The following is a 19,932-nucleotide window of genomic DNA, read 5'->3' as shown; positions in this document are numbered from 1 at the left end:
TGCACTGGCGGTGGCCCAGCGCCGGTTGGAAGGGGGATGACCGGGGATTACATCCCCCCAGCACATCGGGGCCGTGGCGCGCCGATTTTCAACGGCCGGGCTGCCCCGCGCACAATGGCGGACCACCGGAATCGACGGAGCGGGCCGGAACCAACGGCGCCGCGCCCGCTCCCACACTGCAATCATGCCTTCACGCCTGCTCAACCGCCTTGCAGTCACTCTGCTTTTGATAGCTGCCAGCGCTTTCTGGACAAGCGCCAACGCCCAATTCAGCCCCAAAACGACAGGCCAGGGGACCAGCGTGGTCACCACGCCGTACGTCCGGGCCGAGCTGATGGCCCATGCGCCCCAGGGCGTCGCACCCGGCCAGCCGCTATGGCTGGGGCTGCAGATCACCCACCAGCCCGAGTGGCACACCTACTGGAAGAACCCGGGCGATTCCGGCCTGCCCACCGACCTGGCCTGGACGCTGCCCGCCGGGCTGGACGCGGGCGAGATCGCCTGGCCTCTGCCCAGGAAGATCCCCATCGGCACGCTGGCCAACTACGGCTATGAAGGCACGGTGCTGCTGCCCGTGCCCGTCACGGTGGCCAGCACCTTTGCCGCCGGCCCGCTCGCCAAGGACGCCATCATCCAGCTGCGCGCCTCCTGGCTGGTGTGCCGCAAGGAGTGCATTCCCGAAGAGGGCGAGTTCACCCTGCAATTGCCCCTGCGCAGCACCACGGCGCTCAACGGCGCCGCGTTCGAGGCGGCGGCCAAGGCGCAGCCCCAGCCGGTGCTGGCGGGCACCAACGGCATCGTGCCAGACAGCCAGGCGCAGATCGCCGACGGCAACGCGCTGCAGGTCAGCGTGCACGGCCTGCCGGTGGCGCTGCGCGGCAAGACCCTGGATTTGTTCCCGGAAACCAGCGAAGTCATCGAGAACGCCGTGCAGTGGACGCAGGCCTGGAACGGCAGCGTGTGGACGGCAAAAATTCCGCTGGCCGCCCAGCGCAGCAGCAGCCCCAGCCTGATGCCCGTCGTGCTGGCCGAACGGGCCGCGGAGCAAGGCGCAGCCGCCCACGGCACGGGCCCCGACACCCGCACCGGCTACCGGGCAGAACTCAAGGTACTGGGCACCTGGCCGCAGGGTGCCGCGGTGGCCAGCGTGTCGCCCGCGCTGGACGCGGCGCTCAAGGCCAATGCCGCACAGGCAGCCCAGGCTACCGGCGGCGCCGGGGCTCCGCTGGCGGGCTCCGGCGCATCCACCCTCACGCTCTCGGCCGCGCTGCTGGGGGCCTTGCTGGGCGGGCTCATCTTGAACCTCATGCCCTGCGTGTTTCCGGTGCTGGCGATCAAGGTCGTGGGCTTTACCCAGCACGCGCAGGACCGCCGGGCGCACCGCCTGAGCGGCCTGGCCTACACGGCCGGCGTCGTGCTGTCGTTCCTGTTGCTGGGCGCGCTCATGCTGGGCCTGCGCGCTGCGGGCGAGGCGGTGGGCTGGGGCTTTCAGCTGCAGTCGCCCGCCGTGGTGGCGGGGCTGGCCGCACTGTTCACCGTGATCGGGCTGAACCTGGCGGGGGTGTTCGAGTTCGGGCACTTTCTGCCGTCGTCCGTGGCCAGCCTGCAGGCACGCCACCCGGTGGCCGACAGCTTTCTGACGGGCGTGCTGGCCGTGGCCGTGGCGTCGCCCTGCACCGCGCCGTTCATGGGTGCTTCGATGGGCCTCACGGCGACGCTGCCGGTGCCCCAGGCGCTGGCGGTGTTTGCAGTGCTGGGCCTGGGCCTGGCGCTGCCCTACTTGGCCGCGAGCTTCATCCCCGCCGTGGCGCGCGCCCTGCCCCGCCCCGGCGCGTGGATGGACACCTTCCGCAAGTTCATGGCCTTCCCCATGTTCGCCACCGTGGTGTGGCTGGTGTGGGTGCTGGGGCAGCAAAGCGGCATCGACGGCGCGGGCGCGCTGCTGATCTTGCTGGTGGGCGTGGGCTTGGTGGCCTGGTCGCTGTCGCTGGCGGGCCGTGCACGCCGCTGGATGGCCACCGTGTCGGTCGCCGCGTTCGCGTTGCTGGCCTGGTCGTTCGGGCCGCACATCACCAACGCATCGCCCGCACACACCGCAGAGGCCACCCGCGCCGGCGGCGCGCAGTGGCAGGCCTGGGCGCCGGACGCGGCCGAGCAGATCGTGGCCAGCGGCCGCCCCGTGTTCGTGGACTTCACCGCCGCGTGGTGCGTGACCTGCCAGTACAACAAGAAGACGACGCTGGCCGATAGCGACGTGCTGGCCGACCTGTCTGCCAAGAATGTGGTCCTGCTGCGCGCCGACTGGACGCGCCGCGACCCGGCCATCACCGCCGCGCTGGCCCAGCTGGGGCGCAACGGCGTGCCGGTGTACGTGTTCTACCGGGCCGGCAAGCCGCCCGTGGTGCTGACCGAAGTGCTGAGCGTGCAGGAGGTGCGCGCCACCATCGCCCAACTGTAAAGGCCATGAAGAGCGCGGCCACGAGGCTGCGCTGGGTTCCGTGCGGCGCGTTGTTCGTCGTGTTGTCGTTGTTCACCTTAGCCATCTACCGAAGGAGATTCCGCCATGAAGTTGCTTCGCCGTACGCTGATTGCATCCGCCGCCGCGCTGTTCGCCACCGGCGCCGCACAGGCCGCCACCACCGTGGGCCAGCCGGCGCCCGACTTCACCCTCAAGGACGCCACCGGCAAGACCGTGAAACTGTCGGACTTCAAGGGTAAACACGTGGTGCTGGAGTGGACCAACCCGGGCTGCCCCTTCGTGCGCAAGCACTACGACAGCGGCAACATGCCGGCCACGCAAAAGGACGCGACTGGAAAGAACGTGGTGTGGCTGGCGGTCAACTCCACCGAGAAGGCCAGCAGCGACTACCTGGAGCCGTCCAAGCTCACGGCATGGCTCACCGAGCGCAAGGCCCAGCCCACCGCGGTGCTCATGGACGAGGAAGGCACCGTGGGCAAGAGCTACGGCGCACGCACCACACCGCACATGTACATCGTCAACCCGCAGGGCGTGCTGGTGTACGCGGGCGGCATCGACAGCATCCCCTCGGCCCGCCCGGCCGACATCGAGAAGGCCACCAACTATGTGAAGGTGGGGCTGTCCGAGGCGCTGGCGGGCAAGCCGATTTCCGCGGCGACGACGCAGCCGTATGGGTGCAGCATCAAGTACAAGTCGTAGGCGCCGCCCGAATCGACAGGCTTCAGAGTCCAAGCTGGATTCATCAATGCATGGCCAGCTTCGAGCACCCCGCCTCCAGTGCTTTGAACAGGTCTTTGGACGTTTCCACTTCGCCTCTCACGTCCATGTACTGAGCGGCGATCCGCTCGCCATCTTTTGACGAGAAGAACAAGACGGGCTCGTTGCTGATATTGACTGTGCCGTCCAGCATTTCTATTCGACCCAGGAATATGGGGAATAGGGTCGTCATGTCCTTGGCCTCGACCAATTTTTTGGGCTTGAGGGAGGACATTTGCTCAATGAAGCCGCCCAGATCCGGGCTGCCGAGGCAATGTTTGGATTTTCCATTGGCAACTACATGCAGATAAAAGGGATCATCGTTGTTGGCTCGGTGCGCCACCAGTGAAATGCGATCACTTTTGAAGTAGTACACCAGCCCGGGAGATCTCTCGAAATTCAAGACTTCCATGTCGCCAACCCCGGGATATCCGCCCGGCCACATTGCAGAATAGAAGACCATGGAACCCGCGCCAAAGGCAAAGCCAAAAAGAAGCAAAGTCGGGTAAACAAGGTATTTTTTCACAAAAATATGCACAATGGTGCGCACATAATCCAGAACAACTCGATAGCTTACCTCTTCGCCAGCTCCGAACATCCCGCCTCCAAGGCGTGAAATACACTCTCTGAAATACTTATCTCCCCAGCTATACCTGCATGTTGTGCCGCTATTCTTGAACCATCGACCGAAGAGTAAAAGTAAATTGGCTCGATATCATATTCAATTATTTGATCTTGAATTTCAATTTTCCCAATGAATTTTGGAAATTTATCTCTCAGGTATTTTTTTTCGATAAAATTATTGGAGTGAAAAGATGATATTTGATGAAGATAACCACCAAAATCATTACTCACATTGCAATGCCGTGATTTCCCACCCGAAATAGTATGCAGATAAAAATCATCAGCATCATCTTTTCGATGAGCAACGAGTGAGGTTTTAGGGCTTGTAAATACAAACAACAGAACTCCACTCGCAGAAATATCGAATGATTTTTCCCGGCGAAGCAACAAATCATCAAAAATCGCTGAAAATAAAAAACACCCACACAACAACCCAGCAACAAAAAGAGCACCGCATTTCAGGAAATTTTTATCAATAGAAATCATCAGAATATATGCACCATGGTACCTTCAGGTGCCCAATCATACAAAGCTCTTGCATTTGCCTGCGTCAATCTGACGCAGCCGTGCGAACCAAACCAATCACTCATCGAACTTTTTGCAGATCGAACCACTGACAGTGGGATGCTTCCGTGATACTGATGGAATGCTTTGCCATCAGCTGTAAAAAACATTGCATAATCCATTTGAACATCATATGTCTTACTTCTGTAAGGATGTGCCTTACGCGATATTCTAAAGCTTCCTCGATTAGTTGGATGCCCCTTATCCCCAGTAACACAATCAAAAACAAAAACCCTTTTCAAACCTTCCATCGCCTCAACAATCTGAAGCGACAAATTGACTTTGATTGTTTTTGAAATTTTATTGGCATTCTTTTTTGGCAGCACTATTCTCACCCTCGAAATTTGAGTACCTGAGTTTAGACACAGACCGAACAGAACGCACAGCTTCTCAAGCCAACATTTACACAGATCCAGCCATCTGCTAATTACTGCCTTTTCATAGCAACCATCCGCTTGAATTGCGCTTCAAGTTCAACTTAAAAAGAATAATATTTTCTAGCCAGTTACAGCAGTCCCAAGTCGCTGCGACAAACTCCGAGCAGCCTCGCGCAAATGCTGCGCCGCCGCGCTGCTTGGCCCCGTCTGCAGCGTGGCACTGGGTCCGATCACCGCCAGGCACAGCACCAACTGGCCGAACCCGTCGAACACCGGGGTGGCCAGCGCGCTGATGCCGGGCAACAACTGATCGGTCACCTGCGCCACCTGGTGCGCGCGCACCAACTCCAGTTCGGCAGCAAACGCCGGTTCGTCCAGCGCCCCTGCAAACCCCTCGGCCGCCAACGCAGCAGCAGCACGTTCGCGCGGGCCGAAAGCCGCGAACACCTTGCCCGTGGCCGTGTGGCGCACCGACGCGGTGGTGCCGTGGCGCATGGCCACGTACACCGCGGTGGGACCTTCTTCCACGCGGATGATGGTGGGCCCGTTGTCGCCCCAGACCGAGGCCGACACGGTGTAGCCGATGCGCTGGGCCAGCGCGGGCAGCTCGGCGATGGCCAGGCGCACCGGGTCCACCTGCTGCAGGCTGATCAGGCCCAACTGCATGGCCAGCGGGCCCAGGCCGTAGTGGCCGCTCACGGCGTCTTGCTCGATGAGGCCCAGCTTGCCGAAGCTCACCAGGTACGGGTGCGCCTTGGCGGGCGTCATGTCGGCGGCGCGGGCCAGGTCCTTGAGCGCCATGCGGCGGCCGGTGCGGGCCAGCACCTTGAGCAGTTGCCCGCCCACTTCCACGCTCTGAATGCCGCGTGGCGTGCGCGGGCTGGTGTCGTCTTCGTCGTCGGGGCGGGGCGGGTCGATGGGGAAGGAAGGCATGGCTGCGATTGTCCACGGCAAGCGCTGGCGTATGGATCTCCGGGTTTTCACCTAAGCAAATGCGTTAGACATTGGCGAATTTATTGCCTAACATCAAAACATTCCGTTTAGATAAACGCATTCACCCATAACGAATTTCACACCATGACCACCAAGACCTTTGCCTCCGCCGCCGACCTGGACGTCAAGAAGGTGAGCTTCGACAAGCTTTCCGACCACGCGTATGCCTACACCGCCGAGGGCGACCCCAACACCGGCATCATCATTGGCGACGACGCCGTGATGGTCATCGACACCCAGGCCACGCCCGTGATGGCGCAGGACGTGATCCGCCGCATCCGCGAAGTGACCGACAAACCCATCAAGTACGTGCTGCTGTCCCACTACCACGCGGTGCGCGTGCTGGGCGCGAGTGCCTACGGGGCGGAGCACATCATTGCCAGCGAGGACACGCGCGATTTGATCGTCGAGCGCGGCCAGTTCGACAAGGACAGCGAGATCGGCCGCTTCCCGCGCCTGTTCCAGAACGTGGAGAGCGTGCCCGATGGCCTGACCTGGCCCACGATGACCTTCAACAAGAAGATGACGCTGTGGCTGGGCACGCTGGAGGTGCAGATCCTGCAGCTGGGCCGCGGCCACACCAAGGGCGACACCGTGGCCTGGCTGCCGCAGGAAAAGATCCTCTTCAGCGGCGACCTGGTGGAGTTCGACGCCACCCCGTATGCGGGCGACGCGTACTTCCAGGACTGGCCGCAGACGCTCGACAACATCGCGGCCCTGAAGCCCGAAAAGCTCGTGCCCGGCCGCGGCGCCGCGCTGCAGACGCCCGACCAGGTGCAGGCCGGGCTGGCCGGCACGCGCGCCTTCATCAGCGACCTGTACGAGAGCGTGAAGGCCAGCGCCGCCCAGGGCGAAGACCTGCGCAAGGTGTACGAGGCCACGTTCGCGAAACTGCAACCCAAGTACGGCCACTGGGTGATCTTCAACCACTGCATGCCGTTCGACGTGACCCGCGCGTACGACGAAGCCACGCAGTACCCGGACCCGCGCATCTGGACGGCCGAGCGGGATGTGCAGATGTGGAAGTCCCTGGAAGGTTGAATAGAGAACAACACCCTGAGGCGCTGCGCGCCTTCCCCCTTCTCTAGCACCGCTGCGCGCTGTGGGACGGGGGACGACGCCCTCGCTGCGGGCCAGCCCTGGCTTGGCGTCCCTCGCTGGGGGGCTGCGCCAGTTGCACAGGTCCGTTCCCAGAGCAGCGCCCGGTTCGATCCAAGACACAAAGGTCATGACGCCATGAACCCCAGAGACATCCCTCCCGAGGCTTTCCACGCCAGCGGCGCCGAGGTGCAGGCCATTGAATTCGGCTACGTGCGCTCGCCCGACCAGGACAGCGCCACGCCCGCGCAGCACCCCGTGGTCATCGTGGGTGCGGGCCCCGTGGGCCTGTCGCTCGCCATCGACCTGGCGCAGCGCGGGCAGCGCGTGGTGGTGCTGGACAACGACCACAAGCTCTCCACCGGCTCGCGCGCCATCTGCTTTGCCAAGCGCACGCTGGAGATCTGGGACCGCCTGGGCGTGGGCCAGCGCATGGTGGACAAGGGCGTGTCGTGGAACGTGGGCAAGGTCTTCCTGCAGGACGAGCAGCTGTACGAGTTCAACCTGCTGCCCGAGGCCGGCCACGAGCGGCCGGCCTTCATCAACCTGCAGCAGTACTACGCCGAGGCCTACCTGGTGGAGCGGGCGCTGCAGCTGCCGGGCATCGACATCCGCTGGCACAACCGGGTTACCGCCGTGGAGCAGCACGGCGACGGCGCGCTGCTGACCGTCGACACGCCCGAGGGCGACTACCGTATCGGCGCGCAGTGGGTGGCCGCGTGCGACGGCTCACGTTCGCCCCTGCGGCAGGCCCTGGGCCTGGAAGCCAAGGGCCGCATCTTCAAGGACCGCTTTCTCATCGCCGACGTGAAGCTCGCAGGCGGTGCGGAGTTTCCGACCGAGCGGTGGTTCTGGTTCGACCCGCCGTTCCACCCCGGCCAGAGCGTGCTGCTGCACCGCCAGCCCGACAACGTGTGGCGCATCGACTTCCAGCTGGGGTGGGACGCCGACCCCGAGGAAGAAAAGAAACCCGAGAACATCCTGCCCCGCGTGCAGGCGCTGCTGGGGCCCCACGCGCAGTTCGAGCTGGACTGGGCCAGCGTCTACACCTTTGCCTGCCTGCGCATGGACCGCTTCGTGCACGGCCGCGTGGTGTTCGTGGGCGACAGCGCCCACGGTGTCTCGCCCTTCGGCGCACGCGGCGCCAACAGCGGCGTGCAGGACGCGGAGAACCTGGCCTGGAAGCTCGACTGGGTGCTGCAAGGCCGGGCCAGCGCCGCGCTGGTGGCCACCTACGGCCCCGAGCGCGAATATGCGGCCGACGAGAACATTGCCAACTCCACGCGCGCCACCGACTTCATCACACCCAAGAGCGAGATCAGCCGGCTGTTCCGCGACGCCGCACTGCACCTGGCCCGCGACCATGCGTTTGCACGGCGCATCGTCAACAGCGGGCGCCTGTCGGTGCCGGCCACGCTGCATGCGTCGCCGTTGAACACGCCCGACACCGACGCCTTCGCGGGCCTGCAGGTGCCGGGCGCCGTGCTGCTGGACGCGCCGTTGACGCGGCAGGGCCAGCCCACCTGGCTGCTGCGCGCTCTGGGGCCGCAGTTCACGCTCATCGTCTTTGGCGCGGCGCCTGGCTGGGCGCTCGAATTACCGCAGGTGCAGGTGCTGCAGATCGGCGTGGAGGTGCAGGACAGCGAGGGCCTGGCCACGCAGCGCCTGGACGCCCTGCCCCACACCGCCTACCTGGTGCGCCCCGACCAGCACGTGTGCGCGCGCTGGCGTGCACCCACTGAAGCCGCCGTGCGCGCCGCCCTGGCCCGCGCCACGGCCGCCCACGCCTGACACCACGGAGCCCCCGACCATGCTCAACACCCAGCCCCACCTGCAGGCCTGCGACGATTTCTACGAAGCGCTGATCAACGCCCACCAGGGCCTGTCCACCCCCGAGAGCCACGCCATGAACGCACGCCTGGTGCTGCTGCTGGCCAACCACATCGGCGACCACGCCACGCTGTGCGACGCGCTGCGGCTGGCGCGCGGCACGGCAGGCCTGAAGACGGCCACGGCCACCGCAACGCCAACCGCAACACCCACCGAGGCAGACCACCAAGCCATCACACCGGTCCTGCCTACGCACGCCATGGCCTGAACGCCGGCCCGCCCCGTACAGCGACACATCCGCACCGTTTCCCCCGGCCGCAGCAGCATCGCAAAGACGGTGCACTGCAGCCTCTGCCCCGACCACATCACAACAACCCGGAGACAAAACCATGCTGCGCAAACACTTCCTCGCCACCCTCGGCGCCCTGGCACTCACCACGCTGGCCCTGCCCGCCACGGCCCAAGACACCAAGCCGCTCGAATGGGTGGTGGGCTATGCGGCCGGCGGCGGCTCCGACATCGTGGCGCGCACGATTGCCGAGTCGATGTCGGCCACGCTGGGCCGCCCCATCATCATCAACAACAAACCCGGCGCGGGCACCAACATCGCGGCCGAATACAGTGCACGCCACAAGGACTACGGCAACCTCATCTTCTCAGCCGACTTCGCCACGCTGGCGGCCAACCCGTTCCTGTTCAGCAAGCTCAGCTACAACGCCGAGAAGGATTTTCAGCCCGTGGGACTGCTGGTGCGCTTCCCCATGTTCCTCGTGGTGTCCAACAACGTGCCCGCCAAGAACTTGAAGGAGTTCATGGCCTGGGCCAAGGGCCTGCCGGATGGGGTGAACTGGGCGTCCGCCGGGCCGGGCAGCCCGCACCACCTGGTGGGCGAATTGTTCCGCGAGCAAAGCGGCCTCAAGCTCACGCACGTGCCCTACCGGGGCGCTGCCCCGGCCATCCAGGACGTGATCGGCGGCCAGGTGCCCGCGATGTGGATCGACAGCGCCACGGTGTACCCCTTCCTCGCGACCGGCAAGGTGAGGGCCATTGGCGTCGCCAGCCCGCAGCGCGTGGGCACCATGCCCGACGTACCCACCATTTCAGAGCAGGGCCTGGAGGGCTTCGAAGGCTATGCCTGGCAAGGCGTGGTCGCACCTACCGGCACGCCGCCCGAGGTGGTGGCGAACTTCAGCAAGGCCCTGCAGACGGCGTTGGCCGACACTCGCACGAAGGCGCGGCTGCAGGCCCTGGGCGTGGAGCCCATGCCCGGTACCGCGGCGCAGATGGGCAGCTTTGCGCGTGCCGAGCGGGAGAAGTGGGGGCGGGTCATCACCAAGGTGGGCGTCAGGCTGGATTGAGCCCCCTGAGCGGCTGCGCCGCTTCCCCCTCAGGGGGACGCCACCCGTGGCCTGGCGGAGCCAGTTCCACGGTGGCACTGGCGATGGCCGCGCGCCGGTTTCGCAGCCTGTGGACTTCAGGATCTGCGGGGTTTAGCGCTTCGGAAAGTGAGCAGCGCCGATCCGTGCTCTACGCAGCGGAAGCACGGCAGCGCGCCAGGCGGCGCTTGCGCTGCAAAGCAGGGGCCAGCCACATCAGTTGCACTGCGGCGTAACCCAGCGCCGCCAGCATCAGGCCCAGTGTGGGCAGGCCGACGAGCAGTGGCGTGCCCAGGGCCTGGATCCACGCCGCCATCGCCTGCACCGAGAAATCGCCGCCCGGTGCGACGCTGCTCCACGGCGGCAGGGTTTGCGTGCCGGGCATCGCCAGCGACCCCAGGTAGAACGCCAGCGCATACAGCGGCACGGTGGTGAACGGGTTGGTATAGAAGGTGGCCACAGACCCGGCCACCACGTTGCCGCGAATCCCGGCGCACACCACCAGCGTGCCCGGGATCTGCAGCGGCCCGGGGATGAGCCCGCAGAACATGCCGGCTGCCACACCGCGCGCCAGCGGCTCGCGCTGGAAGCGGAACAGCGCGCGCTGCTCCAGCCAGGGCCGCAGGCTGGCGAGCCAGCTGCGGTCCAGGTGCGTGCGGGCCCGGGGTTCCAAGCCGCGCAGCCAGCGGCGCAGGGTGCACAGCATGGACATCATCGCGCGGTCAGTTCCATGCAAATGCCGCTGCCGTGCCCGCGCCGCACAGGGCCGACAGCCCCATCAGCAGGCGCACATCGCGCTTCTCGTTGCCCGCCCGGTGGGCGATGACGGTGGCGGCGACAAGGCCGCCCAGGAGAAACAACAGTACAGAGTCCAGCAGTTCCATGGTGTGTGTTTCCTTGCGGTCAGTCCTTGGGTGGCAGGGCTGGCGCGGGCTGCTGGGTGTTGCCACCCGAGCTGCGCAGCGACAGGAAGATGGAACCTGCGATCAGGCCGGCCGTCACCAGCAGTGCATAGCCGATCGGGATCTTCACCAGGTCGATGAGCAGCATCTTGCCACCGATGAAGATCAGTACCAGCGCCAGGCCGTAGGCCAGCAGGTGGAAGCGGTCCGCCAGGTCGGCCAGCAAGAAGTACAGCGCACGCAGGCCCAGGATGGCGAAGATGTTGGCCGTGAGCACGATGAACGGGTCGTTGGTGATCGCGAAGATGGCAGGGATGCTGTCGACCGCGAAGATGATGTCGGTGGTGCCGATGAGCACCAGCACCACGAACAGCGGGGTGTAGTGCTTCACGCCGTTGACCAGCGTGGAGAGCTTCTCGCCGTCGAACTGGTCGGTGATGCGGATGCGCTTCTTGAGGAACTTGAGCACCGGGTTGGTCGCGATGTCAGGCTCCTGGCCTGCAGCGAACCACATCTTGGCACCGGTGACGACGAGGAACGCGCCGAACACATACAGCAGCCAGTGGAAGGTGGCCAGCAGCCAGGCGCCCGCCAGGATCAGCAGCGTGCGCAGCACGATGGCGCCGATGATGCCGATGATGAGCGCGCGCTTTTGGTACTGCGGCGGCACGGCGAAGTAGCTGAACAGCATCAGGAAGACGAAGATGTTGTCGATCGACAAGCTCTTTTCCACCAGATAGCCGGTGATGAACTGCATCGACACCGTGTTGGCCACCTCGCGCCCCTGGCTGCTGTCGAGGTACCACCAGAGGATGGCGACGAACACGAACGCCAGCGAGAACCACAACAGGCTCCAGCGCAGCGCCTCTTTCATCGTGACCTTGTGCGCCCCCTGGCGCTCCATCACCAGAAGGTCGACGCCGATGGCGACGACCACGAAGACGGCGAATCCCGCCCACATCCACCAGGTTCCTATTGTTTCCATGAATCTTTGCTCCGAAGGGAATTGGTTCGTCTGCCGGGCGCCCCACCCGACAACAGCCCGCACTGTAGGGACGCAAGAGATTCTTAAAAACCTGTCATATTGATACCATTGGTTCGGTTTTTACGAACCTTTGCGATTTCTCCCAGGAAACCCCATGAGCCAGAGCTTCAACTACCGCCATCTTTTCTACTTCTGGGTGGTGGCCAAGGAGGGCGGCATCGCGCGCGCCGCCGAGCGGCTGGACATGGCCGTGCAGACCATCAGCGCGCAGGTGCGCGAGCTGGAAAAGGCCTTGGGCGTGAGCCTGCTGCGCTCCGAGGGCCGCAACCTCGTGCTCACCGACGCAGGCGTGGCCGCGCTGCACGAGGCGGACCACATCTTTGCCCTGGGCGAGCTGCTGCCGGTGCGCGTGCGCGAGGCCGCCACCGGCCAGACGCTGCGGCTGAACCTGGGCATCTCCGACGGCATCGCCAAGCTGGCCGTGCACCGGCTGCTGACCCCCGTGCTGGACGAACCCCACCTGCGCCTGCTGTGCCACGAGGGCGAGTTCCAGCCGCTGCTGGGCGAGCTGGCGCTGCACAAGCTCGACGCGGTGCTGGCCGACCGCGCCGCGCCGCCCAACCGCGCGCTGCGCACCACCAGCCAGCTGCTGGGCACGAGCGCCATCGCCTGGTACGCCCCGCCGCTGTGGGCCGAGGCGGCGGCGACGGACTTCCCGCACAGCCTGGCCGTGGTGCCCGTGCTGCTGCCCACCGACCACGCCGCCATGCGCGCCCGCATCGACCACTGGCTGGAACGCGAACGCATCCGCCCGCGCATCGCCGGGGAGTTCGAGGACAGCGCCCTCCTGAGCACCTTTGCCGCCACCGGCATGGGCGTGATGCCCGCCCCCGTGTCGCTGGGCGAGCACCTGGCACACACCCACGGCCTGGTGCAGGTGGGCACCACGCCGGATGTGCAGGAGCAGTTCCACCTGATCTACAGCGCCCGCAAGGTGATGCACCCGCTGCTCACGCGCCTGCTGGAGGCGGGGAAGAGCGGGACGCTATTGAATCAATAGCTGGTGGCGCTTGTCTATCAAGCGGTAGGGGCCTAAAACGCTTAAAAACATGCTCCATCCATGTCATCCCATCCGTTCGGGCTGAGCCCGTAGAAGCTAGGGCATGGAAGGGGACAGCCCTTCGGCGAGAGCAGCACGAACGAAGTTGGGATTAGCTTCGAAGATTTCGCAGGTCGTGCAAGGCGTCGACAAACTCAGCCCGAACGGTCGTTGGTTGCGCGGCGCTCCGGCCGCCAAAACTGGCGCGCAATCATCCCAGTGCCACCGTGGAACCAGCTTTATCGGGCCACCGGTGGCGTCTCCCTCCGGGGCTGAGCTGCGGCTCCAAGCCTGCCTGCGCATGCTTGGACAGGCCGAAGAGGCCGCGCCTCTTGGCGCGTACCACCGAGGCGCGCAGCGACTCAGGGGGCTTTACCTCCCCGGCATGTCCTTTACCGAATAGCCGAGGCTCACTGTCGCGTCCTCGGGAATCGCAGGCATCGACGCATTCCACGCCTCCCACGCCGCGCGCATGGACTGCAGGCGCGCGGGCTCCAGCAGCGCGCGGTTGGCGCGCTCGCGCTCGTCCTGGGCCAGGTTGAAGAGGTAGTCGTTGCCGTCCACGCGCAGGTACTTCCAGTCGCCCTGGCGCATGGCGCGCTGGCCGCGATGGTTCATGCGCCAGAACAGCGCGGGCTCGTCCAGCACCGATGGGTCGCGCAGCAGCGGCATCAGCGAGCGGCCGTCGAGCGGGTAGTCGGGCGCAGCGGCCGCACCTGCTGCATCGAGCATGGTGGCGGACCAGTCCATGGTCATGCAGGTTTGCGGGCTCACGCCGCCCGGCGCGATCACGGCGGGCCAGTGGGCGATCCAGGGCACGCGGATGCCGCCTTCGGTCAGGTCCATCTTGCCGCCGACCAGGGGCCAGCTGTCCGAGAAGCGCTCGCCGCCGTTGTCGCTGGTGAAGACGACCAGCGTGTCGCGCTCCAGGCCCTGCGCCTGCAGCAGCGCCATGATGCGGCCGATGCCCTCGTCCATGTGGTGGATCATGCGGCGGTAGGTGTCGATGTTGCCGCCGTGCAGGTGGAACAGGTTGCCCTTGACCTCCTGCGCCAGCGCCTCGTCGTCGCGCGTCTCCCACGGCCAGTGGGGCGCCGTGTAGTGCAGGCTCAGGAAGAACGGCGTGCCGGCCTGCGCGCCCGGGGCCATGCGCTCCACGTAGTCGAGCGCGTGGTCGGTGATGAGGTCGGTGAGGTAGCCGTCCTGCTGCTTTTCCTCGTCGCCCAGGTACAGGTCGTGCTGACCGCCCGAGCTGCAGTGCGTGAAGTAATCCACCCCGCCCGACATGGGGCCGAAGAACTCTTCGTAGCCCGAGCGCAGCGGCCCGAAAGCGGGCGGGTAGCCCAGGTGCCACTTGCCCATCAGCGCCGTGCGGTAGCCCGCTGCGCGCAGCAGCGACGGCATCGTGGGGTGATCGGGCGGCAGGCCCAGCGTGGTGCTGCCGCGGCTCTTGCTGTTGATGGGCTCCTCGGCCGCGCCGCGCAGGCGGTACTGGTAGCGCGCGGTCATCAGCGCAAAGCGCGTGGGCGAGCAGACGGGTGAATTGGAGTAGCCCTGCGTGAGCTTGAGGCCGCGTGCGGCCAAGCCGTCGAGCACGGGCGACACGGCGCCGAAGCTGGCGTCGCGCCCGCCGTAGCAGCCCAGGTCGGCATAGCCGAGGTCGTCGGCGACGATGAAGATGATGTTGGGGCGCTGGGGCATGGGGCGGGTCCGAGGGGTCGAGTGATCGGTTGGCTCTCACCACCACCCAAGTCCGTTCGGGCTGAGCTTGTCGAAGCCTTTGCGCAGCGCTTCGACAGGCTCAGCGTGAACGGATTAATGGCGTTTGAAGGTGGCGGCGAAGGCGAAGGTGGTGGCAGAGGCAGGGTGTATGTGGGAGCTTGTCGGTAGCGCTCGGCGACATCGTCAATACCGTTCGGGCTGAGCTTGTCGAAGCCTTGCGCGGCGCTTCGACAGGCTCAGCGTGAACGGTTGGTGGTGTGTGGTGCGCAGCGTTTGGCGATTGACGATTGAAGTTTGGCGCTGACGAAAGCGCGGCGCGTCAAGGTTTGAAGCCCGAGCGCTGCACCACCGGCGCCCACTGCGCGCGGTACGCCTTCAGCATCGCTTCGGTCTGCGCCATGGTCGCCACCACCGGCTCCATCTTGGCCGCCTCGAACTTGCGCTGGGTGTCCGGGTCCTTCATCACCTCCACAATCAAGCCGGCCAGGCGTTCGGCCTGGGCCTTGGGCATGCTCATCGGTGCAAAGAAGGTGTTCCAGCCGGTGGCGGCCAGGTCCATGCCGCTTTCCTTGAAGGTGGGGATCTTGGGGTCCAGCGGGCTGCGCTTGGCGCTCGACACGGCCAGGATGCGGATCTTGCCGGCCTCGTGCTGGGGCAGCAGGGTGTCGAAGGTGTCGAACGCCACGGGCACCTGGCCGCCCAGCAGGTCGTTGAGCAGCGGTGCCGAGCCGCGGTAGCCCACCACCTCGGCGCGCACCTTGGCGGCGTCGCCCACCATCAGGCCGAAGAAGTGCGGCAGGCTGCCGGTGGCGGGCACGCCGAAGTTGGCCTTGTCGGGATTGGCGCGCAGCCAGGCCATCAGGTGCGGCAGTTCCTTGACCGGCACGGCGCTGGCCACGGCCACGCCGAACTCGTAGCTGTTGACATGGCTCACGGGGCGGAAGTCGCGCTCGGGGTCGTAGCCCGCGTCGGGGAACACCAGGGGCGCCACCAGCATGACGGCGGGGTTGGCCAGCAGCAGCATGGGCTGGTTGGCGGGGGCGGCCTTCACAGCCTGGGCCGAGAGGCGGCCGCCCGCGCCGGTCTTGTTCTCCACGATGACGGGCGTGCCGAGCTTGGAGCCCAGCTTGTCGGCCACGATGCGGGCCACGCGGTCGGTCGCGCCACCTGGGGCGTACCCGACCACGATGCGCAAGGGCGTGTCCTGCGCCTGGGCCAGGGTGGCGCACAGGGCGAGCGCGGCGGTCAGCACGAGGGCGAGGGGTTTTCGCATGGTCGGGTCTCCAGGCAGGGGCAGTGGCAAAGGACAGGCAGGCAGGCATCGAGCAAAAGAGCGTCGCCGCGCGGCCCACTGTATTGGGCCCACAATCGATTGATCTAATCAATTCATGCCCGGAGATACCCTGATGCCCGCGCCCTCCCCGGCCACGCCAGCGGCCAGCCGGCTGGCCGACCCGCTGGTGGCCCACGACCTGTTGATGTACCGCCTGAACCGCCTGCTGGCGGTGGCTGGTAGCCTGGTGGTGCGGCTGTGCGAAGGCGGTTACGGCATCACCCGGCGCGAATGGGGCCTGCTCATGGTGCTGGCGCAGCACCCGGGCCTGCCGCCGGCGGAGCTGGCCCTGCGCCTGGGGCTGGACCGGGCCCGCACCTCGCGCGCCATCACCTCGCTGCTGGCCAAGAAGCTGCTCATCCGCGAGGCCATGCCGGGCGACCGCCGCCAGGCCGTGCTGTCGCTCACGCCTTCCGGGCAGGCGGTGCACGATGGGCTGTTCCCGCAGGTCAAGGCACTCAACCAGGAGCTGTTGGCCGGGCTGGACGCGCACGCCGTGCAGAGCCTGGACCAGGCCCTGGCCGACATGCAGCAGCGCGCCGAGGCGCTGGTCGCCACCCGCACCGACGTGCCCCGCACCTACCGGCTGCGCGGCGGGCGGCACACAGATTGAAGGGGATGCGCGCGGAACCGCCCTAAAACGGGGAACCGACGATATCCTCCAGAGCGGGACTCGCGGCCACAAACTGCTGAGCGCACCCCACGACGACATACGACCGCACCACGACGAACCCGCGGCCGACCCCGGCCCACACCCACCGCCCCACCATCCATTCATGTCGCAGCCATCAACCTCTTTGTGGAGCCCCTTGCGCCAACCAGCATTCCGGGGCCTGTGGGTCTGCGGTGGCGTGTTCTTCATCGGCAGCGGCATGCAGACCATGGCCGCGGCCTGGCTGATGGTGGAGCTCACGGGCTCCTCGTTCCTGGCGGCGCTGGTGCAGACGGCGGTGTTCATGCCGATGTTCCTGCTGGCGCTGCCGGCGGGCGTGCTGGCCGACACGACGGACCGGCGGCGCCTGATCTCGGGCGCGCTGCTGGCGCAGGTGGGTGCCAGCGTGCTGCTTACGCTGCTGGTGCTGGGCGGCTGGGGCGGGCCGGCGTCGGTGCTGTTCCTGGTGTTCATCTGCGGCTGCTGCACGGCGGTGCTGACGCCGGCGTGGAACTCGTCGGTCATCGACCCGGTGCCGCGCGACGAATGGCCGCAGGCCATCACCGCCGTGAGCATTGCCTACAACGCCGCGCGCGCCATCGGGCCGACGCTGGCGGGGCTGGTGTTTGCCCAGCTGGGCGCGGGGTGGGTGTTTGCCGTCACCGTGACCACCACGCTGGTAATGTGGCAGTCGATCCGCCGCTGGCCGCCCAAGGCCCACCCGCCCTCCAAGCTGCCCGCCGAGCGCCTGTGGGGCGGCACGCTGAGCGGCCTGCGCTTTGCCTGGCACTCGCGCATCATCCTGGCGCAGCTGGTGCGCGTGATGGCGTTCAGCGCCGCGGGCTCGGCCCTGTGGGCGCTGCTGCCCGTCATCGCCCAGCGCCTGGGCACCGGGGCGCCGGGCTTCGGCCTGCTGATGGGCTGCCTGGGCACCGGCGCCGTGGCGGTGGGCCTGGTGCTGGGGCGGCTGCGCGCGCGCTTTGGCATGGAGATCATCGTGGGCGCAGGCGGCGTGGTGTTTGCCGCCGCCATGCTGGTCGCTGCCATGACCAAGATCGCGTGGGTGGTGTACATCGCCATGCTGTTTGCGGGCGCGGCCTGGATGTCGGCCATGTCCACCTTCAACACCGCCACCCAGGCCAGCGCGCCGCAGTGGGTGCGGTCGCGCGCAGTGGCCATGCACATGGTGGCGGCGCTGGGTGCGTTTGCGATGGGCTCCGCCTTCTGGGGGGCGGCATCGGACATCGTGGGCCTGGCCCCCACGCTGTACACGGCCGCCGCGCTCATGGGGGCGGGGCTGCTGCTGGCACGGCCCATGCCGCTGCGCATGGGCGCGCTGCACGAAGTGACGCAGGCCACGCCCTGGGACGAACTCTTCATCGAGGCCGAGCCCCTGCCCGAGGCCGGCCCGGTCGCCGTGGAGGTGGGCTACCGCATTGCGCCCGGCTCGGACGCCGAGTTCCTGGACACCATCAGCCGCATGAAGGCCCCGCGCCGCCGCGACGGCGCCACCTTCTGGCGCGTGTACAAGGACCTGGGCGAGCCCTCGCGCTACGTGGAGCGCTTTATCGTCGAGTCCTGGGCCGACTATTTGCACCAGCGCGCCCGCGCCACCATGGCCGACCAGGCGCTGGAGACGGAGGTGCGTGCATTTTTGGCACCCGGCGAGGTCGTGCGCATGTCGCACTACATCGCTGAGAGATAGTTAGCTCCCGCTGAGCCGCTTCGCGTCTTCCCCCTGAGGGGGACGCCACCCGTGGACCGGTAAAACAGGACCCACAGTGGCGCTGGCCTGGGGCGCGCCAGGTTCAGCCGCAGCACACCGTGCCGGGCCTTGCCGTCCACCCTGCGACAATTGCAGGATGAGCTTTGCCCCCCTCTCCAACGACACCTTCCTGCGTGCCTGCCGCCGCCAGGCCACCGACTACACGCCCTTGTGGCTCATGCGCCAGGCGGGGCGCTATCTGCCGGAGTACAAGGCCACGCGCGCCAAGGCGGGCAGCTTCATGGGGCTGGCCACCAATGTGGACTACGCCACCGAGGTCACGCTGCAGCCCCTGGAGCGCTTTCCGCTCGATGCGGCCATCCTGTTCAGCGACATCCTCACCGTGCCCGACGCGATGGGCCTGGGGCTCTCGTTCGCCGAGGGCGAGGGCCCGCGCTTTGCCAAAGTGGTGCGCGACGAGGCCGCTGTGGATCAGCTGGCCGTGCCCGACATGGACAAGCTGCGCTACGTATTCAACGCCGTCACCAGCATCCGCAAGGCCCTGAACGGCCGCGTGCCGCTGATCGGCTTCTCGGGCAGCCCCTGGACGCTGGCCTGCTACATGGTCGAGGGCAAGGGCAGCGACGACTATCGAATGGTCAAGAGCCTGATGTACGCGCGGCCCGACCTGATGCACCGCATCCTGGCCATCAACGCCGACAGCGTGGCCGCCTACCTCAATGCCCAGATCGACGCGGGTGCCCAGGCCGTGATGGTGTTCGACAGCTGGGGCGGCGTGCTGGCCGACGGCGCCTTCCAGGAGTTCAGCCTGGCGTACACGAAACGGGTGCTGGCACAGCTCAAGCGCACCGGCGTGGACGGCACCGACGTGCCGCGCATCGTCTTCACCAAGGGCGGCGGCATCTGGCTGCCGGACATGAACGACCTGGACTGCGAAGTACTGGGCCTGGACTGGACGGCCAACCTGGGCCATGCCCGTGCCATCGTCGGCGGCCAGGCGGGCGGCCCCGGCAAGGCGCTGCAGGGCAACATCGACCCGAACGTGCTGTTTGCGCCCCCCGCGCAAATCGCCACCCAGGTGCGCCACGTTCTGGACAGCTTTGGCAAGCCCCACACCGACCGCACCACCACCGGCCCCACGCACATCTTCAACCTGGGCCACGGCATCAGCCAGTTCACGCCGCCCGAGCATGTGTCGGCCCTGGTCGAGGCCGTGCACAGCCACTCGCGCGCGCAGCGTCAGGGGTGAAGGCGGGGGTTGCTCTGGCAGCAGGAGCCGCCCGCGCGACGTAACACATTTTTGTGTGCCGGACCGGAAGTCGGGCACGACTTATGCACAAATCTGGAGCAGCGCAAGCGTGGAGTGTGCACGTCTGAGCCAATGGGTGGAAGGAGCGAAAAAATTCTCAACCACTG

Annotated in this window: 19 protein-coding genes; 10 read left to right on the top strand and 9 right to left on the bottom strand. The window is 66.4% G+C overall.

The window, feature by feature from the left end:
* The first annotated feature begins 184 nt into the window (after positions 1-184).
* Together ASF16_RS23040 and ASF16_RS23035 are read left to right on the top strand one after the other, a co-directional pair.
* Positions 185-2,458, top strand: a complete 2,274-nt coding sequence (locus ASF16_RS23040) for a protein-disulfide reductase DsbD (RefSeq protein ID WP_056172756.1) — start codon at positions 185-187, stop codon at positions 2,456-2,458.
* A gap of 105 nt (positions 2,459-2,563) precedes the next feature.
* A complete protein-coding gene (locus ASF16_RS23035; protein WP_056172753.1) occupies positions 2,564-3,178 on the top strand; it encodes a thioredoxin family protein in 615 nt (204 codons plus the stop codon).
* 43 nt (positions 3,179-3,221) lie between these two features.
* Here ASF16_RS23035 and ASF16_RS23030 read toward each other — a convergent pair whose 3' ends face one another.
* From ASF16_RS23030 to ASF16_RS23025, 4 genes are all read right to left on the bottom strand, one after another.
* The gene (locus ASF16_RS23030) at positions 3,222-3,833 is read right to left on the bottom strand and encodes a hypothetical protein (RefSeq protein WP_056172750.1); all 612 of its coding nucleotides are present in this window, start codon (positions 3,831-3,833) and stop codon (positions 3,222-3,224) included.
* Positions 3,809-4,345, bottom strand: a complete 537-nt coding sequence (locus ASF16_RS26400; protein ID WP_156372203.1) for a hypothetical protein — start codon at positions 4,343-4,345, stop codon at positions 3,809-3,811. The genes ASF16_RS23030 and ASF16_RS26400 overlap by 25 nt, the downstream gene beginning before the upstream one ends.
* The gene (locus ASF16_RS25745; RefSeq protein ID WP_235507492.1) at positions 4,345-4,749 is read right to left on the bottom strand and encodes a L,D-transpeptidase; all 405 of its coding nucleotides are present in this window, start codon (positions 4,747-4,749) and stop codon (positions 4,345-4,347) included. Before ASF16_RS25745 ends, ASF16_RS26400 begins: the two co-directional genes overlap by 1 nt.
* Positions 4,750-4,920: 171 nt before the next feature.
* Positions 4,921-5,733, bottom strand: a complete 813-nt coding sequence (locus ASF16_RS23025) for an IclR family transcriptional regulator (protein ID WP_056172748.1) — start codon at positions 5,731-5,733, stop codon at positions 4,921-4,923.
* A 144-nt stretch (positions 5,734-5,877) separates the two neighbouring features.
* On the opposite strand from ASF16_RS23025, the gene ASF16_RS23020 reads away from it, so the two are divergent.
* The 4 genes from ASF16_RS23020 to ASF16_RS23005 all read left to right on the top strand — a co-directional run bounded on the left by ASF16_RS23020 (position 5,878) and on the right by ASF16_RS23005 (position 10,079).
* Positions 5,878-6,834: an MBL fold metallo-hydrolase gene (locus ASF16_RS23020; RefSeq protein ID WP_056172744.1), complete on the top strand. Its 957-nt coding sequence runs from the start codon at positions 5,878-5,880 to the stop codon at positions 6,832-6,834.
* A 195-nt stretch (positions 6,835-7,029) separates the two neighbouring features.
* Entirely contained in the window at positions 7,030-8,682 is a 1,653-nt protein-coding gene (locus tag ASF16_RS23015) for an FAD-dependent oxidoreductase (RefSeq protein ID WP_056172740.1), read from the top strand.
* A gap of 19 nt (positions 8,683-8,701) precedes the next feature.
* Positions 8,702-8,989, top strand: coding sequence for a DUF2783 domain-containing protein (locus ASF16_RS23010; RefSeq protein ID WP_056172737.1), 288 nt, complete (start codon positions 8,702-8,704; stop codon positions 8,987-8,989).
* A 121-nt stretch (positions 8,990-9,110) separates the two neighbouring features.
* Positions 9,111-10,079, top strand: coding sequence for a tripartite tricarboxylate transporter substrate binding protein (locus ASF16_RS23005; RefSeq protein WP_056172732.1), 969 nt, complete (start codon positions 9,111-9,113; stop codon positions 10,077-10,079).
* 169 nt (positions 10,080-10,248) lie between these two features.
* Here the strand turns inward: ASF16_RS23005 and ASF16_RS23000 are convergent, their stop codons facing one another.
* Genes ASF16_RS23000 through ASF16_RS22995 form a run of 3 tightly spaced genes read right to left on the bottom strand, consistent with a single transcriptional unit; the run spans position 10,249 to position 11,984 of the window.
* Positions 10,249-10,812: a DUF2062 domain-containing protein gene (locus ASF16_RS23000; RefSeq protein WP_056172729.1), complete on the bottom strand. Its 564-nt coding sequence runs from the start codon at positions 10,810-10,812 to the stop codon at positions 10,249-10,251.
* A 7-nt stretch (positions 10,813-10,819) separates the two neighbouring features.
* Positions 10,820-10,981, bottom strand: a complete 162-nt coding sequence (locus ASF16_RS26600) for a hypothetical protein (RefSeq protein ID WP_200912460.1) — start codon at positions 10,979-10,981, stop codon at positions 10,820-10,822.
* A 19-nt stretch (positions 10,982-11,000) separates the two neighbouring features.
* Complete coding sequence (locus ASF16_RS22995) at positions 11,001-11,984, bottom strand: TerC family protein (protein WP_056172726.1); 984 nt, start codon at positions 11,982-11,984, stop codon at positions 11,001-11,003.
* Between the two features lie 154 nt (positions 11,985-12,138).
* Between ASF16_RS22995 and ASF16_RS22990 the strand changes: the two genes are divergently transcribed.
* On the top strand, positions 12,139-13,044 hold the full coding sequence (locus ASF16_RS22990; RefSeq protein ID WP_056172723.1) for a LysR family transcriptional regulator: 906 nt from the start codon (positions 12,139-12,141) through the stop codon (positions 13,042-13,044).
* A gap of 411 nt (positions 13,045-13,455) precedes the next feature.
* On the opposite strand, the gene ASF16_RS22985 is transcribed toward ASF16_RS22990, so the two are convergent.
* Positions 13,456-14,784, bottom strand: coding sequence for a sulfatase (locus tag ASF16_RS22985; RefSeq protein WP_056172721.1), 1,329 nt, complete (start codon positions 14,782-14,784; stop codon positions 13,456-13,458).
* 340 nt (positions 14,785-15,124) lie between these two features.
* A complete protein-coding gene (locus ASF16_RS22980; RefSeq protein WP_056172719.1) occupies positions 15,125-16,078 on the bottom strand; it encodes a tripartite tricarboxylate transporter substrate-binding protein in 954 nt (317 codons plus the stop codon).
* Positions 16,079-16,211: 133 nt separating this feature from the next.
* Between ASF16_RS22980 and ASF16_RS22975 the strand changes: the two genes are divergently transcribed.
* The 3 genes from ASF16_RS22975 (at position 16,212) to hemE (ending at position 19,765) form a co-directional block, all read left to right on the top strand.
* The gene (locus tag ASF16_RS22975; protein ID WP_056172716.1) at positions 16,212-16,751 is read left to right on the top strand and encodes a MarR family winged helix-turn-helix transcriptional regulator; all 540 of its coding nucleotides are present in this window, start codon (positions 16,212-16,214) and stop codon (positions 16,749-16,751) included.
* 163 nt (positions 16,752-16,914) lie between these two features.
* On the top strand, positions 16,915-18,495 hold the full coding sequence (locus ASF16_RS22970) for an MFS transporter (RefSeq protein ID WP_056172711.1): 1,581 nt from the start codon (positions 16,915-16,917) through the stop codon (positions 18,493-18,495).
* Positions 18,496-18,652: 157 nt separating this feature from the next.
* Positions 18,653-19,765 carry a uroporphyrinogen decarboxylase gene (hemE, locus tag ASF16_RS22965; protein ID WP_056172708.1) on the top strand — a complete coding sequence of 371 codons (1,113 nt, stop codon included), beginning with the start codon at positions 18,653-18,655 and terminating at the stop codon, positions 19,763-19,765.
* Positions 19,766-19,932 lie beyond the last annotated feature (167 nt).

Origin of the sequence: Acidovorax sp. Leaf78, from assembly GCF_001422735.1 — a bacterium.
Taxonomy (GTDB): Bacteria; Pseudomonadota; Gammaproteobacteria; order Burkholderiales; family Burkholderiaceae_C; genus Acidovorax.
The sequence above is the reverse complement of the archived record's forward strand: the minus strand, read 5'-3'. Positions and strand labels throughout refer to the sequence as shown.

What these genes read in the sequence shown, in the direction of transcription:
- ASF16_RS26400 (WP_156372203.1), bottom strand. Translation starts at nt 4,345, where the DNA reads ATGATTTCTATTGATAAAAATTTCCTGAAATGCGGTGCTCTTTTTGTT.
- ASF16_RS22990 (WP_056172723.1), top strand. Translation starts at nt 12,139, where the DNA reads ATGAGCCAGAGCTTCAACTACCGCCATCTTTTCTACTTCTGGGTGGTG.
- ASF16_RS23000 (WP_056172729.1), bottom strand. Translation starts at nt 10,812, where the DNA reads ATGATGTCCATGCTGTGCACCCTGCGCCGCTGGCTGCGCGGCTTGGAA.
- ASF16_RS22975 (WP_056172716.1), top strand. Translation starts at nt 16,212, where the DNA reads ATGCCCGCGCCCTCCCCGGCCACGCCAGCGGCCAGCCGGCTGGCCGAC.
- ASF16_RS22995 (WP_056172726.1), bottom strand. Translation starts at nt 11,984, where the DNA reads ATGGAAACAATAGGAACCTGGTGGATGTGGGCGGGATTCGCCGTCTTC.
- hemE (WP_056172708.1), top strand. Translation starts at nt 18,653, where the DNA reads ATGAGCTTTGCCCCCCTCTCCAACGACACCTTCCTGCGTGCCTGCCGC.
- ASF16_RS23025 (WP_056172748.1), bottom strand. Translation starts at nt 5,733, where the DNA reads ATGCCTTCCTTCCCCATCGACCCGCCCCGCCCCGACGACGAAGACGAC.
- ASF16_RS23040 (WP_056172756.1), top strand. Translation starts at nt 185, where the DNA reads ATGCCTTCACGCCTGCTCAACCGCCTTGCAGTCACTCTGCTTTTGATA.
- ASF16_RS23005 (WP_056172732.1), top strand. Translation starts at nt 9,111, where the DNA reads ATGCTGCGCAAACACTTCCTCGCCACCCTCGGCGCCCTGGCACTCACC.
- ASF16_RS22970 (WP_056172711.1), top strand. Translation starts at nt 16,915, where the DNA reads ATGTCGCAGCCATCAACCTCTTTGTGGAGCCCCTTGCGCCAACCAGCA.
- ASF16_RS23015 (WP_056172740.1), top strand. Translation starts at nt 7,030, where the DNA reads ATGAACCCCAGAGACATCCCTCCCGAGGCTTTCCACGCCAGCGGCGCC.
- ASF16_RS26600 (WP_200912460.1), bottom strand. Translation starts at nt 10,981, where the DNA reads ATGGAACTGCTGGACTCTGTACTGTTGTTTCTCCTGGGCGGCCTTGTC.
- ASF16_RS23035 (WP_056172753.1), top strand. Translation starts at nt 2,564, where the DNA reads ATGAAGTTGCTTCGCCGTACGCTGATTGCATCCGCCGCCGCGCTGTTC.
- ASF16_RS23030 (WP_056172750.1), bottom strand. Translation starts at nt 3,833, where the DNA reads ATGTTCGGAGCTGGCGAAGAGGTAAGCTATCGAGTTGTTCTGGATTAT.
- ASF16_RS23020 (WP_056172744.1), top strand. Translation starts at nt 5,878, where the DNA reads ATGACCACCAAGACCTTTGCCTCCGCCGCCGACCTGGACGTCAAGAAG.
- ASF16_RS23010 (WP_056172737.1), top strand. Translation starts at nt 8,702, where the DNA reads ATGCTCAACACCCAGCCCCACCTGCAGGCCTGCGACGATTTCTACGAA.
- ASF16_RS22985 (WP_056172721.1), bottom strand. Translation starts at nt 14,784, where the DNA reads ATGCCCCAGCGCCCCAACATCATCTTCATCGTCGCCGACGACCTCGGC.
- ASF16_RS22980 (WP_056172719.1), bottom strand. Translation starts at nt 16,078, where the DNA reads ATGCGAAAACCCCTCGCCCTCGTGCTGACCGCCGCGCTCGCCCTGTGC.